Source organism: Saccharothrix sp. CB00851, assembly GCF_001905065.1.
Lineage (GTDB): Bacteria > Actinomycetota > Actinomycetes > Mycobacteriales > Pseudonocardiaceae > Actinosynnema.
The window spans coordinates 59,714-75,063 of sequence record NZ_LWLC01000015.1; the positions used below are offsets into that span (position 1 = coordinate 59,714).

The 15,350-nt window shown below is 70.2% G+C and carries 16 protein-coding genes; 6 read left to right on the plus strand and 10 right to left on the minus strand.

Features of this window, described 5'->3' with window-relative positions; translation table 11 throughout:
- Positions 1-8: 8 nt before the first annotated feature.
- Together A6A25_RS16915 and A6A25_RS16920 are read right to left on the minus strand one after the other, a co-directional pair.
- Positions 9-686: an SDR family NAD(P)-dependent oxidoreductase gene (locus A6A25_RS16915; protein WP_073891081.1), complete on the minus strand. Its 678-nt coding sequence runs from the start codon at positions 684-686 to the stop codon at positions 9-11.
- Positions 683-1,099: a VOC family protein gene (locus A6A25_RS16920; protein WP_073891084.1), complete on the minus strand. Its 417-nt coding sequence runs from the start codon at positions 1,097-1,099 to the stop codon at positions 683-685. The genes A6A25_RS16915 and A6A25_RS16920 overlap by 4 nt, the downstream gene beginning before the upstream one ends.
- Positions 1,100-1,145: 46 nt before the next feature.
- Here A6A25_RS16920 and A6A25_RS16925 point away from each other — a divergent pair, with 46 nt between their 5' ends.
- Positions 1,146-1,823, plus strand: coding sequence for a GntR family transcriptional regulator (locus tag A6A25_RS16925; RefSeq protein ID WP_198932737.1), 678 nt, complete (start codon positions 1,146-1,148; stop codon positions 1,821-1,823).
- On the opposite strand, the gene A6A25_RS16930 is transcribed toward A6A25_RS16925, so the two are convergent.
- The 7 genes from A6A25_RS16930 to A6A25_RS16960 form a co-directional block, all read right to left on the minus strand.
- Positions 1,787-2,914, minus strand: a complete 1,128-nt coding sequence (locus A6A25_RS16930; RefSeq protein ID WP_073891088.1) for an alpha/beta hydrolase family protein — start codon at positions 2,912-2,914, stop codon at positions 1,787-1,789. The genes A6A25_RS16925 and A6A25_RS16930 overlap by 37 nt on opposite strands.
- Positions 2,915-2,936: 22 nt before the next feature.
- Positions 2,937-3,929 carry a transporter gene (locus tag A6A25_RS16935; RefSeq protein ID WP_073891091.1) on the minus strand — a complete coding sequence of 331 codons (993 nt, stop codon included), beginning with the start codon at positions 3,927-3,929 and terminating at the stop codon, positions 2,937-2,939.
- Complete coding sequence (locus A6A25_RS16940; RefSeq protein ID WP_073891094.1) at positions 3,926-4,807, minus strand: ABC transporter ATP-binding protein; 882 nt, start codon at positions 4,805-4,807, stop codon at positions 3,926-3,928. The genes A6A25_RS16935 and A6A25_RS16940 overlap by 4 nt, the downstream gene beginning before the upstream one ends.
- The gene (locus tag A6A25_RS16945; RefSeq protein ID WP_083668427.1) at positions 4,804-5,196 is read right to left on the minus strand and encodes a GntR family transcriptional regulator; all 393 of its coding nucleotides are present in this window, start codon (positions 5,194-5,196) and stop codon (positions 4,804-4,806) included. The genes A6A25_RS16940 and A6A25_RS16945 overlap by 4 nt, the downstream gene beginning before the upstream one ends.
- A gap of 128 nt (positions 5,197-5,324) precedes the next feature.
- Positions 5,325-6,896, minus strand: coding sequence for a right-handed parallel beta-helix repeat-containing protein (locus A6A25_RS16950; RefSeq protein WP_073891100.1), 1,572 nt, complete (start codon positions 6,894-6,896; stop codon positions 5,325-5,327).
- Positions 6,897-7,106: 210 nt separating this feature from the next.
- Complete coding sequence (locus A6A25_RS16955; RefSeq protein ID WP_083668412.1) at positions 7,107-8,555, minus strand: DHA2 family efflux MFS transporter permease subunit; 1,449 nt, start codon at positions 8,553-8,555, stop codon at positions 7,107-7,109.
- A gap of 339 nt (positions 8,556-8,894) precedes the next feature.
- Positions 8,895-9,167 carry an FBP domain-containing protein gene (locus A6A25_RS16960; protein WP_241828762.1) on the minus strand — a complete coding sequence of 91 codons (273 nt, stop codon included), beginning with the start codon at positions 9,165-9,167 and terminating at the stop codon, positions 8,895-8,897.
- Positions 9,168-9,249: 82 nt separating this feature from the next.
- Here A6A25_RS16960 and A6A25_RS16965 point away from each other — a divergent pair, with 82 nt between their 5' ends.
- The 5 genes from A6A25_RS16965 to A6A25_RS46335 all read left to right on the plus strand — a co-directional run bounded on the left by A6A25_RS16965 (position 9,250) and on the right by A6A25_RS46335 (position 14,760).
- Positions 9,250-9,816, plus strand: coding sequence for a TetR/AcrR family transcriptional regulator (locus A6A25_RS16965; protein ID WP_073891103.1), 567 nt, complete (start codon positions 9,250-9,252; stop codon positions 9,814-9,816).
- A gap of 330 nt (positions 9,817-10,146) precedes the next feature.
- On the plus strand, positions 10,147-10,749 hold the full coding sequence (locus A6A25_RS16970; protein ID WP_073891106.1) for a DUF4956 domain-containing protein: 603 nt from the start codon (positions 10,147-10,149) through the stop codon (positions 10,747-10,749).
- On the plus strand, positions 10,746-11,582 hold the full coding sequence (locus A6A25_RS16975; RefSeq protein WP_073891109.1) for a polyphosphate polymerase domain-containing protein: 837 nt from the start codon (positions 10,746-10,748) through the stop codon (positions 11,580-11,582). The genes A6A25_RS16970 and A6A25_RS16975 overlap by 4 nt, the downstream gene beginning before the upstream one ends.
- Entirely contained in the window at positions 11,573-13,660 is a 2,088-nt protein-coding gene (locus A6A25_RS16980; RefSeq protein ID WP_073891112.1) for a CotH kinase family protein, read from the plus strand. The genes A6A25_RS16975 and A6A25_RS16980 overlap by 10 nt, the downstream gene beginning before the upstream one ends.
- A 182-nt stretch (positions 13,661-13,842) precedes the next feature.
- Positions 13,843-14,760 (plus strand): glycoside hydrolase family 11 protein, encoded by a 918-nt coding sequence (locus tag A6A25_RS46335; protein WP_274534320.1) that lies wholly within the window; start codon positions 13,843-13,845, stop codon positions 14,758-14,760.
- Positions 14,761-14,845: 85 nt separating this feature from the next.
- On the opposite strand, the gene A6A25_RS16990 is transcribed toward A6A25_RS46335, so the two are convergent.
- The gene (locus A6A25_RS16990; protein ID WP_143193213.1) at positions 14,846-15,319 is read right to left on the minus strand and encodes a YcxB family protein; all 474 of its coding nucleotides are present in this window, start codon (positions 15,317-15,319) and stop codon (positions 14,846-14,848) included.
- Positions 15,320-15,350 lie beyond the last annotated feature (31 nt).

The following is a 15,350-nucleotide window of genomic DNA, read 5'->3' on the forward strand; positions in this document are numbered from 1 at the left end:
CGAGGCTCCTAGGTCCGCAGGTACGAGGCGCCGTTGAGGTCGAGCACGGCACCGGACGCCCACTCCGCTTCCGACGATGCCAGGTAGACCACCGCGGCGGCGACCTCCTCCGGCTTCGCCACCCGGCCGAACGGGCTCTGCGCCAGCACCTCGTCGGTCACCATGCCCGCCACCCGGTCGGTGCCGACGAAACCGGGCGCCACCGACGCCACCGCGATGCCGTGCGGCGCCAGCGCGACCGCCAGCGACTGCCCCATCGAGTGCAACGCCGCCTTGCTCGCGCCGTACGCGGGCATGGCGGGCTCACCGCGGAACGCGCCGCGCGAGCCGACGTTGACGATCCGCCCGCGAACACCGCGCGAGATCATGTGCCGGGCCACGCAGTACGACATGTCGGCGGCACCGAACACGTTGACCGCGAACGTGCGCCGCCACAACGCCTGCCACTGCGCGTACGGCAGGTCCACCGAGCCGAGTTCCACCAGACCCGCGTTGTTGACCAGGACGTCGATCCCGCCGAGGGTGTCGGCGGCCGACTCGACCACCCGCTCGATCGCGTCCGGGTCGGCCAAGTCCACGTCCGCTGAGGACAGAGCGACCACCTCGTCGCCCAACTGCCGGAACGCGTCCACGATCGCCGCACCGATACCGCGACTGCCACCGGTGACCACAACACCCCGGCTCACTTGGCGAACACCTGCGACTCGTCGGAGAAAGCCTTGAACTCCAGCGCGTTGCCCGCCGGGTCGCGGAAGAACATCGTCCACTGCTCACCCGGCTCACCCGCGAACCGCAGGTACGGCTCGATCACGAACTCCGTCCCGGCCGCGCGCAGCCGCTCGGCCAGCGCGTGGAACTCTTCGACCGGCAGGAGCAGGCCGAAGTGCGGCACGGGCACGTCGTGGCCGTCGACCGGGTTGCGGCCGGAGTCGCCGCGCGGACCGGGCACGACGTGCGTGACGAACTGGTGGCCGTAGAAGTTCCAGTCCACCCACTTCTCGGCCGAGCGCCCCTCTTCGAGCCCGAGCACACCGCCGTAGAACGCGCGGGCCCTGGTCAGGTCGTCGACGGGGACAGCGAGGTGGAAACCAGGTCTCATGCCTTCACCTTGACCACCGGTCCCGCCAATGTCAACATTCGACATTATGCAGCTGCGCAGGGCCGACCGGCGGGGTCTGGCGGACGAGGCCGCCGACCGAATCCGGGAAGCGATCTTCGCGGGCGTGTTCCCGCCCGGCGCGCCGGTGCGCGAGGTGGAGCTGGCCGAATCGCTGGACGTCAGCCGCGGCTCGGTGCGCGAAGGCCTCGCCGTGCTGGCCCGGGAAGGGCTCGTGCGCAGCGCCTGGCACCGCGGCACCAAGGTCATCGACCTGACCGTCCAGGACGCCGAAGAGGTGTACACGGTCCGGGCCGCCTTGGAAGGCCTCGCCGGGCGCAGCGCGATCGGCCGCGTCGACCTGGCCGCCCTCGACCGGCTCGTGGACGCCATGGCGGCACGGCTGGCCGAGGGCGCGCCGAGCGACCAGCTGCTGGCCCTCGACATGGAGTTCCACGACACGATCTACCGGGCCACCGGCAACCGGCGGCTGCTGGAGGCCTGGCACGCGGTGCGGTCCCAGGTGCACCTGTTCCAGCTCACCCGGATCCGGCTCGGCCACCACGACTACCGCGCCGTGGTCGTGGACGAGCACCGCGAGATCGTGCGGCTGCTCGACGCCGGTGACGCCGCCGAGGTCACCCGCCGCGCCGAGGAGCACGTCCACTCGGCGCTGCGGGTGCTCGTGGGTCAGCTCGACGGCTCGACCACCGAGACCTCCGGGTAGCTCGCCGACGGCCGGTCCAGCAGCGGCTGCGGCACGCCGCGCAGGTGCAGGTCGAAGAACGCCCGCACGTACGTGCGGGTGATCGCCGCGCCGCGCTCACCGGGCACCTCCGCACCCGGTTGGATGCCGAGCTGCGGCACCAGCACCCCGATGTCGGTGAACGACGGGTGCGACATGCCCGCCACCACCAGCCAGCGCTTCCACCCCGTCAGCAACGGCCAGGCGTCCGCCCAGCTCTTGACGCTGGGAGCACCGGGCGCGAAGTTGTCCTGCCGACCCAGGAGCATGACGGGCTGCGACATCCCCTCCGGCGGGACGGGCGTGGAGAGGACGCCGTCCACGTCGATCGCGGCGCGGATGCGGGCGTCGGCCCGCGCGGCGCCGAGGCTGCTCGCCCCGCCGACGGAGTGGCCGCCCATGGCGATCCGCGCGGCGTCGACCAGGTTCGCGCCGCGGTGGTCGCGCAGCGGGCCGGTCAGCTGGTCCAGCACGAACGACACGTCCGCCGCCCGGCCTTCGCCCAGCTTCTGCCAGAACGCCGGATCGTGGACGACCTCGCAGGAGACGCAGGGTGCGAACCGCCCGTCCGGGAACGCGGTGGCGACGTTCTCGTAGGTGTGGCCCACCACCGCGACGACGTAACCGTGGCTCGCCAGGTCCTCCGCCAGCGTGGTGAGCGTGGCGCGGGGCCGTTTGTAGCCCGGTGACAGCACGACCAGCGGCAGGCCGTGCCGCCGACCGACCGGCCGCGCGTCCACGACGGCGTTGGTCCGCACGGTGCTCAACGTGTCGGGCGGCACGGTGGTGATGCCGCCTTCTTCGAGCACCGCGGCCGACTCGGCGGGCGTGAGGTACTGCTTCTTCGGCCCGCGCGCCGACGCCGCCGGGTAGAAGAGCGAGACCATCAGCTCCCGGTTCACCGCGGGCACCCACGGATCCGGCCGGGACGCGTCGACCAGGTGCAGCGACGTGACGCCGACCGGGTGGCGGCCGGTCGGCGCGGGCAGGTACGGCGTCGAGTCGGGCGTGGCCGAGGCGGGTGTCACGGAGAGCAGGAGTGCCGAGGCCATGACGAACGTGATGGCGCGCATGATGATCCCTTTCCGGGTGGTGTCAGGACAGCCGGCGGAGCCGGACGAAGCAGAACCAGGTCACCAGCGCCGACAGGACGCCGAACAACGCCAGTTCCACCCACTGCAACGGCCAGAACCGGCTCGCCGGCTGGTAGGTCAGGTGCTGCCGGTAGCCGTGGTCGGACAACCGCGCGAAGCACGCGCGGATCTGCGCGAGGTCCACGTCGTGGGCGTTCTCCACCGGCGGCGGCAGGCAGCCGCCCACCACGGCGGGCAGTGGGCGGACCACGGCGCCGTTCGCGTCCACGGTCTCGTTGGTCAACACCCACGCGCCCGCCGGTCCGCGCACGGTCAGCGCCTCGGGCACGTCACCACCGCTGCCCTCCTCCGCCTGGATGCCGGCGATGTTCGCCGCGGTGATCGCGACCGTGTCGCCGACCGGCGGCAGGACGTGGGGGCGCACCGCGAGCGGGACCGCGAGCTGCACGGCGACGTACACCACCAGGGTCACGGCCATCGCGGTCACGGTGCGGCGCAACAGGATCGCGACCGCGATCCCCAGGACGAACGCGAACGCGGCGTAGCCGACGGGCGCGATCCCCCGTGCGGCGAACACCACCGGCGTCATGAGCCGCCCGAAGTTGCGCACGCGCTCCGGCACGGGCGAGGTGTCGATGGGGTCGGCCCACCAGGTGACGACCAGGCTCAGCAGTCCCGCCGTGAGCGCGGCGGCGGGCACGCCGATGCCGAGCTTGACCGCGAGCCACCGGGTGCGGGTGACGCTCTGGTTCCACACCAGGTTGTGCGTGCCCGCCTCCAGTTCCCGGGTGATCATCGGCACGCCCCAGAACACGCCGAGGAGCACCGGCAGCCCGTTCACCGCGAACAGGCCGGCGGAGTACCAGAACTCACCGTCGCCGGGGTCACCCCCGCCGACGAGGCGGGTGCCGGCGAGGAGCGCGGTGACCACCGCGAGGGCCGCGTACACCGAGACCAGCGGGAACCGGAGCTGCCGCCACGTCAACCACGTCATCGCACGACCTCCAGCGGCGGGCGGCCGGTGCCGGGGTTGCTCATGTAGGCCAGCAGGAGGTCTTCCAGGTCGACCTCGCCGACGTCCCAGGCGGGGTCGAGGACCGGTGCCTCGGTGCGCACCAGGACGCTGGTCTGGCGGTCGGTGTGGCTCACCGAGACGACGTGCTGGTCCGCGGGCAGGGTGCCGACGTCCCGCCGCGGCCCGGTCAGCCTGCGGTGGGTGGCCAGCAGGTGCTCGACCTCCCCGGTGATCCGGACCCGGGCGTCCACCAGCACGACGAGGTGGTCGCAGACGCGTTCCAGGTCGCCGATCAGGTGCGAGGACATCACCACGCTGAGCCCGTGCTCGGCCACGGACTCCATCAGGTCCCGCAGGAACTCCCGCCGTGCCACCGGGTCGAGCGAGGCGACCGGCTCGTCCAGCAGCAGCAGTTCGGGGCGTTTCGCGATGCCGAGCGTGAGCGCGAGCTGCGCACGCTGGCCGCCGGACAGCTTGCCCGCGGGCAGGGCCGGGTCCAGCCCGATCCGGGCGATCCGGTCGCGGGCCAGGCCGTCGTCCCAGCCTGGGTTGAGGTGGGCGCCCAGGCGCAGGTGCTCGGCGACGGTCAGGTTCGCGTAGACGGGCGTGTGCTGGGCGACGAAGCCGACCTTCGCCAACTGGGCCGGGCCGCTGCCCGGCACGTCGCCGCACACCTCGATCGTGCCGCTGGACGGCTCGACCATGCCCGCCGCGAGGCCGAGCAGCGTGGACTTGCCCGCGCCGTTCGGGCCGACCAGCCCGGTCACGTGCCCGGCCGGGAGGTCGAGGTCGCAGCCGGTCAACGCCCAGCGCCGCCGGTACTTCCGGCCCAGGTCACGGGCGCGCAGCACGGTCACGCTATGTCCTCTCGGGACGCGGAGCGAAACGTGGTGAGGAACAACGCCTCGACGCTCTCCTCGTCCAGCCCGGCGCGGCGGGCCTTGGCCAACCAGCGCCGCAGGTCCTGGCGCAGCGGCGCGAGCGCCGCGAGCGAGGTGCCCGACAGCGTGCCCGTCACGAACGTGCCCACGCCGGGCCGGGCCGCGACCAGGCCGTCGTGCTCGAGTTCGCGGTAGGCCTTGAGCACCGTGTTGGGGTTGATCGCCAGGTCGGCGACCACGTCCTTCACCTTCGGCAGCTGGTCGCCTTCGCGCAGCAGGCCGAGCCGCAGCGCGTGCCGCACCTGCCGGACCAGCTGCTGGTAGGGCGACAGGCCCGACTTGCCGTCCAGGTGGAACTCGATCACGGCTTCCTCCATTTAACTAGCTACCTAGCACTATAGGCACATAGGAGGGAGTCCGTCGAGGTCTTCGGCTGGGCACAAAGCGGCGGGGCCGGGCGATCAGCCCGACCCCGCCGTGGATCCGCAGGTTTCTAGAAACGCGCGCCCACGTCCGCGCCGTTGCTCGGGCGCAGGAAGGTGGAGGACGGGATGGAGCCGTCGGTGTTGCGCGGCCCGGTGATCGTGCTCGGGTTCGTGCTCACGAACGACCACGAGCCGCCGAGGTCCCAGGAGTTGCCGCTGCCGCTGGAGTTCGAGCCGAGCGAGACGTTCGTGCCGTTGCCCGCCGCCAGGTTCTTGGTCAACGTGCTGTCGGAGCGGTCGAACTGGAACCCGGTCTTCGGGTTGTCCCACGCGGTGCTGCGCTCGATCCGGTGTTGGCCGGGGTTGTTGTTGTCCACGAAACCGCCGGCCGCGTTGTCCCACGTCATCGTGTTGCGCACGGTGTGGTTCGCGGCGACGCCGTTGCCGCCGAGCTTGAACCCGTTGCCGTCACCGGTGAAGTCGGGCAGGTTCCAGCGGTTGAAGCCGTTGCCCCAGGCCAGGCTGTTCTCCAGCAGGATCGGCGAGGAGAACATCCAGTAGTCCAGGCCGTCGTCGGAGTTGTGCCACAGCCGCGCGCCGCGCACGACGTTGCCGCTGCCGGAGCCCTCCTTGATGGCCAGGCCGTCGGCGCTCTCGCCGTTCTTGCGCGGGTCGCGGTTGCCGTAGGCGTCCAGGTTGATGATCTGGTTGTTGCTCGACGCGCCTTGCAGGTGCAGGCCGGACTCGTAGTTGTCCCGGGTGACCAGCCGGTCGAACACGGTGTTGTTGACGTCCAGGCCGAACACGCCGTACGGGCCGTGGATGATCTCCAGCCCGATCAGCCGCCAGTGGTCGCCCTCGATGTGCACGGCGCCGCGTTCGGCGCGCGGGATGCTGGAACCGACCGCGCCCGGCGTGTGCGGCATGTTCTCGCCGTCGATCACCACGCGCTCGGTGCCGTGGTTGCGCAGCGTGATCGGCTGGCTCGCGGTGCCGTTCTTGAGCAGCTGGACGTTGGTCGAGGGCGCGTACGTGCCGCCACGCAGGTAGATCGTGTAGCCGGGTTGGGCCAGGTCGACGCCGCGCTGGATCGTGCGCAGCGGCGCGGCCAGGGTGCCGGGGTTGCCGTCGTCGCCGTCGGGCGCCACGTACAGCGCGTCGGCGGGCGGCGGCGTGCCGTCCTGGGTGAAGTCCGGGTAGTCGACGTTCGGCAGGCCCGCCGAGGTGGTGGGGCTGAGCCGGATCGTGCTGGTGCCCGCCGGCACCGTGACGGACAGGCTCTTCGAGGTCCACGTCGACCACGCGCCGGTCGCCTCGAACGAGACCGACTGCGCGGTGGAGCCGTTGAGGACGAGGTTCGCGGGCCGGGCGGACGTGGTGCCGTTGGCGAACCGGACCAGGACCGTGGCTGCGCCCGCGGTCGGCGCGGTGACGGTGAACTGCGCGTGGGCGCCGACGGCGTTGGTGGCGTTGCAGAACCCGGTGCCGGAGTAGCCGGACCAGTTCGACTCGACGGCGCCCTGGCACACCGCGGGTGCGGTTTCCGCTTCGTGGTGCGTGGTCGCGGCGGCGGCCGCGGCTCCCGGCAATCCCAAGGCGACGGCCACCGCGGCGGCGGCGACAAGGGGGGTCAACCTCATTGTTTCTCCCTTTGTGTGACGCGGCGGCGGCCGGAGTTCACGCTTCTGAACTGCGAAAACAGGTTCGGGAGCGATCTCGGGCACGCTAACGCACACCGCCGGGACGAGGCAATGAGCCGAATGCGGATTCACGATTATGAACAAATAGACGGCGGGCGCGGGGACGATTCACCGTCGCTCCCGCGCCCGCCGAACAGGTTGAAGCTCGAGCTAGTGCGGTGACTCCGCCTTGCCCGGCTTGACCATGAACGAACCGGCCACGGCCGCCAGCGACAGGATCGCCGCCAGCAGGATCGCCGCGTGCATGCCGCCCATCTCGGCACCGACGGTCGCCTCACCGGCGCCGGCCAGCTCGGCGGCCCGCGCGCTCATCACGCTGACCAGCAACGCCACGCCCGCCGCGGCGGCGAGCTGCTGGGTCGTGCTGAAGATCGCGCTGCCGTGGGAGTACAGCCGCGCGGGCAGGGCACCCAGGCCCGACGAGAACAGCGGCGTGAACGAGAACGCCAGGCCCAGGCTCAGCACGAGGTGGAACGCCAGCACCAGCACGGCGGGCGTGGTCGCGTCGAACGTCGTGGCGAACCACAGCGAGCCGCTGGTGGCGATGGTGCCGACGATGAGCAGGATGCGCGGTCCCACCCGGTCGTAGAGGCGGCCGACGAACGGCGACAGCAGACCCATCAGCAGGCCACCGGGCAGCAGGAGCAGGCCGGTGGCCAGCGGGTCGAGCGCGAGGACGTTCTGCATGTAGATCGGCAGGATCGTCACCACGCCGAGCAGCAGGCCCATCATCACCATCATCAGGGCGCTGGCCAGGGTGAACGCGCGGAAGGCGAACGTGCGCAGGTCCAGCAGGGCGCGTTCGTGGCGCTGCAGCTGGATCTGCCTCAGCACGAACGCCACGATGCCGACCACACCGACCGCGAGCGACGCCCACAGCGTGGCGGACGACCCGCCGCCGCTGTGCCCGATGCTCGACAGGCCGTAGACCAGGCCACCGAAACCGAACACCGACAGCACCACCGACAGCACGTCGATCGGTGCGCTGCTCGCCTCGCCGATGCGCGTCACCCAGCGCAGGCCGAGCACGAGCGTGGTGAGCGAGATCGGCAGCACGACCCAGAACATCGCGCGCCAGCTGAACAGGTCCAGCAGCACACCCGAGACCGTCGGCCCGATGGCGGGCGCGACGGAGATGACGATGGAGATGTTGCCCATCACCGCGCCGCGGCGGGCCGGCGGCACGAGCGTCATCACGGTCGTCATCAGCAGCGGCAGCATGATCGCCGTGCCGCTGGCCTGCACCACGCGTGCGGCGAGGAGCACCGGGAAGCCCGGTGCCAGCGCGGCGATCAGGGTCCCCGCGCTGAACAGGCCCATCGCCACGCCGTAGAGCACGCGCGTGGACACCCGTTGGATGAGGTAGCCGGTGATCGGGATGACCACCGACATGGTCAGCAGGAAGCCCGCCGTGAGCCACTGACCCACGGCCGCGGTCACGTTGAGCTCCGTCAGCAGCACGGGCAGTGCGACGCCCATGATGGTCTCGTTCAGGATGACCACGAACGTGGCCACGAGCAGCACGCCGATCACGGCGCGGTCGGCGCGGGTGAGCGCGGGCGGCGACGTGACGGCGTCGGACACACCTGCGGAAGTCATGCGTGGATCCCCCAGAGGAAAAGATTGGCGCGCCAAAGAGGCGACAGCGCCCCCAGCCCTTCAACCCTACCTCCGGAGGCGGCGAGGTCACCTCACCTTTTCCTGCGGGCGAACTCTCACCGCGGGCGGGAATATCCACAACGGACGACCGACACACCGACGGTGCCGCAACCACCTCACCCAGCCCCCTCGCCAGCCCATCACCCGACACGCACAACCGCACACCGCCCGGTCCGCCACCACCGCACCCCGCCCTCCTCGCGGGACTGGCCGACCACCACGCCGACCTGTCCCCTGGGCGGGTCGGCGTCATGCGTGCCGTCGTTCGGGTCGTTCTGACTAGCGCTCCAGCACTCGGGCGATGAACGCGCCGAGCTTCGCCGTGGTCCGCTCGGTCTTCTCCTCCAGGGTGAGCGATTCGTGCAGCCGCGAGCCGGGACCGGCGTCCTTCTTGCCGCGCAGGTAGAGCGAGCAGGCCAGGTCGGCGCAGAGGTAGATGCCCACGGAGTTGCCCTGCTGACCGCCGCGTCCCGCCTTGCGCGCGGTCATCAGGGAGATGCCGTCGCCCGGCTGCGTGGTCAGGCAGATCTCGCGCTCGGTTACGGGTTCCACGAAGGCCAAGCTACGTCAGCTAGGCGTGAGCGACAAACTATTAAGTGCTAGCCTAGAGCCTCTAGGTTGGAGGGATGGCGACATGGCACGTGTGGGACTGACCGCCGAACGCCTGGTCCGGGCGGCGGCCGAGTTGGCCGACGAGGTCGGCTTCGACAACGTGACCGTGTCGGCGCTCGCGCGGCGGTTCGGGGTCAAGGACGCGAGCCTGTACTCGCACCTGAGGAACGCCCAGGACTTGCGGGAACGGGTGGCCGTCCTGGCGTTGGCCGAACTCGCGGACCGCGCCGCCTCCGCCTTGGCCGGGCGCGCGGGCAAGGAAGCGCTGGTCGCCTTCGCCAACGCCTACCGCGACTACGCCCGGGAGCACCCCGGCCGGTACGCCGCGCTGCGGGTCGACCTGACGCCGGAGATCGCCGCCGCGAGTCGGGCGGACCGGCACTCGGAGCTCACCAGGGCGATCCTGCGCGGCTACCACCTGTCCGAGCCGGCCGAGACCGACGCCGTGCGCCTGCTGCACAGCACGTTCCACGGCTTCACCACGCTCGAAGCGGCAGGCGGCTTCAGCCACCACCCCCGAGACACCGACGCCTCCTGGACCAAGACCCTGGACGCCCTCCACGTCCTGCTCAGCCACTGGCCGTCGTGACGCCGTAGCTCCACCGAAGAAGATCAATCCGAAACTTTCGGTACGCCGTGACGTGGGTAGATTACGGCCCGTAGGGATGCTACGTCCGGCCAGAAGGCGGCAAAGCATACCGCCGAATGGCTCTTACCAGCGAAGTGTCCACCTTTTGACACGCGCTGGTACACCGCCAGTTCATTGACGCGACACCCGAGTGCCCCCTATCGTTTCGAACCAGTTCCCGAAAGTTTATCCGAATATTCGAAAGTTTCGGCGACCGTCCTGCAGACCCCCGCCAAGAAGCGGGCGGTGCCCAGCCGATCTCGGCCTGCGGCTGTAGGAGGAACGAACGAGATGTCACAACTCGTCCTGTTCGCGATAGACATCTGCGCGGTGGTGCTGCTCGTGTTCGGGCTCTACTTCCCGCGACACCGCCGCCGCGACCTGGTCGTCGCCTACTTGGGGGTCAACGTCGGCGTGCTCGCCGTCGCGAGCGCGTTGAGCACCAGCAACACCGGCGCCGGCATCGGGCTCGGCATGGCGCTGTTCGGCGTGCTGTCGATCATCCGCCTGCGCTCGACGGAACTGGACCAGCACGAGGTCGCGTACTACTTCTCCGCCCTCGCACTGGGCCTGCTCGGCGCGTTGAGCACGTCCTCGCTGTGGCTCAACGGCGGCCTGATGGGGCTCATCGTCGTGGTGATGTTCCTGGGCGACAACAGGAAGCTGTTCCGGCACTACCGGCACCAGGTGCTGGTGCTCGACTCGGCCGTCACCGACCACGTCGCGCTCGTCGCGCACCTGGAACGGCTGCTGAACGCCAGGGTCCACGCGGTCACCGTGCAGCGGCTCGACCTGGTCAACGAGACCACGGTGGTCGACGTGCGGTACGCGTTGACCGAACGCGCCCTGACCGCCGCGCCCACCGCGCCCGCGCACTCGGGGGCGCGCCGATGACCGCGACGACGGTGCAGGTGCCCGCCCTGGCCCGGATGGCACCGGTCGGGCTGGCGGAACTGGTCGACCGGGCCGCGCTGCAGACCAGGGTGGACCGCAAGTACCTGGTACCGGCCGAGGCGCTGCCGCTCCTGCTGGAGCAGCTCGCGCCGCACGCGCGGGTGCTGGACATCGACGGCGAGCGGACGTTCCGCTACGAGTCGGTCTACTTCGACACCCCGCGGCTGGTCAGCTACCACTCCGCGGCCTACCGCAGGCGTCGCCGGTTCAAGGTGCGCACCCGCACCTACGTCGACTCGGGCGAGTGCTGGCTGGAGGTCAAGATCAGCGGCGCTCGGGGCAGCATCACCAAGCACCGGCTGCCGTACCACCCGGGTGACCGCGACACCGTCCGCCCGGGACGCCGGTTCGTCGACGAAGCGCTGGCCCGCGAGTCGATCGCGCCCGACACCGACGGCTCCTTCGACCCCGTCCTGGTCACCGGATACCAGCGGACCACGTTGCTGCTCTCGGAATCCGCGAGCCGGGTCACCATCGACACCGCCCTGTCCTGGCGGCACGACGACGCCACGCTGCGGCTGTCCGGCCTGGCCGTGATCGAGACCAAGACCGCGTCGGCCGCCTCGCCGGTCGACCGCGTGCTGTGGCAACGGGGGGTGCGGCCGGCCCGGATCTCCAAGTACGCCACGGGTTTGGCCGCGCTCCGCCTGGACCTGCCCGACGCACCCTGGCGGCGGACGTTGCGCCGTCACTTCCGCGGCACCACGTCGTCGGTGGGCCCGGTACCGACCACCCCGTCCCACCGACCCGAACAGGAGGCATCGTGCGTTTGACCCTCCGCAGCAACGGCGCCGCGGCAGCAACCCACCGGTCCCAGGTGCTCGCCGTCTCCGCCGTGCTCCTCACCGGACTGCTCATCCCGTTGTCGGCCGGCGCCGAACCCTCCTCGCCCGGCGGAACGCCCACCGGCGGCACGGCCGCGGCCGATGCCATCGCAGCCGCGGCGGCGGCCGAGGACCTGGTCGGCGACATCACGTTCTCCGTGCCCAGCGGCACGTTCCAGGGCCAGGTGTCGGTGTCGCTGAGCACCACGATCGCCGGCGCCCAGATCCGCTACACCACCAACGGGCAGTTGCCCGGCGCGCAATCGACCCTCTACCAGGGCTCACCGGTGCAGCTCACCCGCACCACCCAGCTGCGCGCGCAGGCGTTCGTGGACAACGCCGCCTCCGGTCGTCCCGGCACCGCCATGTACGTGGCGCGCGAGGCGTCGTTGACGGCGCACGACCTGCCGGTGGTGGCGATCGACTCCTACGGCGCGGGCAAGCCGCAGCGGGAGTACTTCGACGGCGCCACCATGATCTTCGAACCGCAGGCGGGCGGCACGACGTCGCTGGCCGCCGCACCCGCGGTCGCCACCCGTGCCGGGTTCAGGCTGCGCGGCCAGTCGTCGGCCTCGTTCGAGAAGACGCCGTACCGCCTGGAGTTCTGGGACAACGCGGGCGACGACGCCGACTACCCGGTGCTCGGCATGCCCGCCGACTCCGACTGGGTGCTGCGCGGCCCGTTCACCGACAAGGCCCTGATCCGCGAGGCGTTCATCTACGACCTCGGCCGGGAGATGGGGCTCAAGGCGCCGCGCTACGAGTTCGTCGAGTTCTACCTCAACACCGACGCGAGCGCGGTCGGCGCGGCCGACTACATGGGCGTCTACATGATGGTCGAGACGATCAAGAACTCGAAGAACCGGCTCGACCTCAAGGGCCTGGACGAGGACGACACGACCCTGCCGACGATCCAGGGCGGGTACATCTTCAAGTTCGAGTGGATGGCCGCCGAGGAGCCGACGCTGCCGTGCACCGGGCCGACGAACACCTGCTGGAACTACCTTGAGGTGGCCGACCCCGACCCGTTGAACACGCAGCAGCGCGACTGGTTGCGCGGTCACGTCCAGCAGTTCCACGACGTGCTGCGCGCACCGGACTTCGCCGACCCGACCACCGGGTACCAGAAGTACATCGACGTGCCGTCGTTCATCGACCACATGATCCTCAACGAGCTGAGCCGCGGCATGGACGCCTACATCCGCAGCGCCCACTTCTACAAGGACCGCGACAGCAAGATCTTCGCGGGACCGCTGTGGGACTTCGACCTCACGTTCGGCGTGGGCGGGTTCTTCCAGAACGACCAGGTCTCCGGCTGGCAGCACCTGCAGACCCGGCAGCCGTTGGCCAACGACTGGTACACCCAGCTGCTGCGCGACCCGGCGTTCGTCAACCAGACCAAGTCGCGCTGGCAGTCGTTGCGGCGCGGGCTGCTCTCCGATTCCGCGCTGGCCGGTCGGATCGACGCGCTGTCCCGGCCGCTGACCAACGGCGCGCAGCGCAACTTCCAGCGCTGGCCGAACCTCAGCTCGGCCACGGTCGGCTTCTTCCGCACCCCGACCGCGCCCACGTGGCAGGGCCAGGTGCAGGCGATGCGGGACTGGATGCAGCGCCGCATCACGTGGCTCGACTCCGCCTCCGGCTGGGGTGGTTCGACCACCCCGACATCCACCTCGACCTCCACCACGACAACGACGACCACAACCACCACTACGACGACGCAACCTGGCGGTGCGCGGTGTTCGGCGACGTACACGGTGGTCAACCAGTGGCAGGGCGGGTTCCAGGGCGAGGTCCGCGTCACCGCCGGCACGTCGGCGATCAGCAACTGGACCGTGTCGTGGACCTACGCCAACGGTGAGACGGTCACCCAGGCGTGGAACGCGACCGTGACCAGCCAGGGCTCCACGGTCACCGCCCGCAACGCCGCGCACAACGGCTCGGTCGGCGCGGGCGCCAGCGCCACGTTCGGGTTCCTCGGAACCGGGTCGCCCGGCACGCCGATGCTCACCTGCTCCGCGAGCTGACCTCCGACGGGTGCGTGAACGGATCATTTCGGGTCAATCCGTTCGGCGTATTCGACCGGAAAGTTTCGCAACCTGTTGACAGGTTCCGACGGTCGACTTGATGCTATTTCCCGTCGATCAGCAACGCTGCTGAAAGGATTTCGCCGATGTCCGGCAAGAGCAGAGCCGGGAGATTGCTCCCGTTGACGGCGATCACTTTCCTGCTCATGGCGATCGTGGCGTCGAACGCGCACGCGGCCGTGACCACCAATCAAGAGGGCACCAACAACGGGTACTTCTACTCGTTCTGGACCGACAGCCAGGGCACCGTCTCCATGGAGCTCGGGTCCGGCGGCAATTACAGCACGTCGTGGCGCAACACCGGCAACTTCGTCGCGGGCAAGGGCTGGGCCACCGGCGGGCGCCGGACGGTGAACTACTCGGGCAGCTTCAACCCGTCCGGCAACGCCTATCTGACCCTTTACGGCTGGACCCGCAACCCGCTGGTCGAGTACTACATCGTCGACAACTGGGGTACTTACCGGCCGACCGGTGAGTACAAGGGCACGGTCACCAGTGACGGCGGCACTTACGACATCTACAAGACCACCCGGCACAATGCGCCGTCCATCGACGGCACGCGGACCTTCGACCAGTACTGGAGCGTCCGGCAGTCGAAGAAGACCGGCGGCAGCATCACGTCCGGCAACCACTTCGACGCGTGGGCCCGCCAGGGAATGAACCTGGGCAGCCACTACTACATGATCATGGCGACCGAGGGCTACCAGAGCAGCGGCAGCTCCAACATCACCGTCGGCGGCACCTCCACGGGCAACCCGCCCAACCCGGGCACCGGCGGCTGCACCGCCACCCTGTCCGCGGGTGACCGGTGGAGCGACCGCTACAACCTCAACGTCTCGGTCAGCGGCTCGTCCAACTGGACCGTGACGATGAACGTCCCGTCGCCCGCGAAGGTGCTGGCCACCTGGAACGTCAGCGCGAGCTACCCGAACGCCCAAACCCTGACCGCACGACCGAACGGCAACGGCAACAACTGGGGCGTGACCATCCAGGCCAGCGGCAACTGGACCTGGCCCTCCGTCTCCTGCGCCGCGGGCTGACCCTCCCGGCGAACCGGCGCGGCGGCACCCTTGCCGCCGCGCCGTCCCGCTGCCCACCCGTAGAGCAGGGCTGAGCCGGTCGGCGTCAGGCGGGTTGGCGCTGGGCGAGGATGGCGGCGAACTGCGACCGCTGCTCCTCGGTCATCAGATCCTTGTAGACGCCGAGGGCCTGAGCCTTGGTGATCATGAGGAACCACGCGTCGGGCTCTTCGTCGACCCGTTGGATCGTCGACCACGCCAACCGCTGCTCGTACACGTCCGCCTTCATCGTGAAGCCGGCCTCGTCCACGGTCAGCAAGTAGTCCTGCCGGGTGGCCGGGTTCAGCCCGCGCATGCTCTGCCACAGCAGGAACGGCTCCATCGCGATGGCGTAGACCAGGCCCAGCACGACCAGGACGACCGTCGTGATCGTGGGTCCGGTCACGAGCATCAGCGCCGCGCCGAGGGCCGCCATGACCAGGCCGAGGACGCGCAACCTCTTGACGTTGCGGCTCAGCACGAACTTCAGCGAGCGACGCAGGCGCTGCTCGTCATGGGGAACCGCGATCGAGATTTCCACGCGCGGATAGTAGTCGGACCGCGGTGGAACG

Excerpts from the sequence above, each read along its gene's own strand:
- A6A25_RS16920 (WP_073891084.1), bottom strand. The coding sequence starts at position 1,099 with ATGAGACCTGGTTTCCACCTCGCTGTCCCCGTCGACGACCTGACCAGG.
- A6A25_RS16925 (WP_198932737.1), top strand. The coding sequence starts at position 1,146 with ATGCAGCTGCGCAGGGCCGACCGGCGGGGTCTGGCGGACGAGGCCGCC.
- A6A25_RS16930 (WP_073891088.1), bottom strand. The coding sequence starts at position 2,914 with ATGCGCGCCATCACGTTCGTCATGGCCTCGGCACTCCTGCTCTCCGTG.
- A6A25_RS16935 (WP_073891091.1), bottom strand. The coding sequence starts at position 3,929 with ATGACGTGGTTGACGTGGCGGCAGCTCCGGTTCCCGCTGGTCTCGGTG.
- A6A25_RS16950 (WP_073891100.1), bottom strand. The coding sequence starts at position 6,896 with ATGAGGTTGACCCCCCTTGTCGCCGCCGCCGCGGTGGCCGTCGCCTTG.
- A6A25_RS16955 (WP_083668412.1), bottom strand. The coding sequence starts at position 8,555 with ATGACTTCCGCAGGTGTGTCCGACGCCGTCACGTCGCCGCCCGCGCTC.
- A6A25_RS16965 (WP_073891103.1), top strand. The coding sequence starts at position 9,250 with ATGGCACGTGTGGGACTGACCGCCGAACGCCTGGTCCGGGCGGCGGCC.
- A6A25_RS16970 (WP_073891106.1), top strand. The coding sequence starts at position 10,147 with ATGTCACAACTCGTCCTGTTCGCGATAGACATCTGCGCGGTGGTGCTG.
- A6A25_RS16975 (WP_073891109.1), top strand. The coding sequence starts at position 10,746 with ATGACCGCGACGACGGTGCAGGTGCCCGCCCTGGCCCGGATGGCACCG.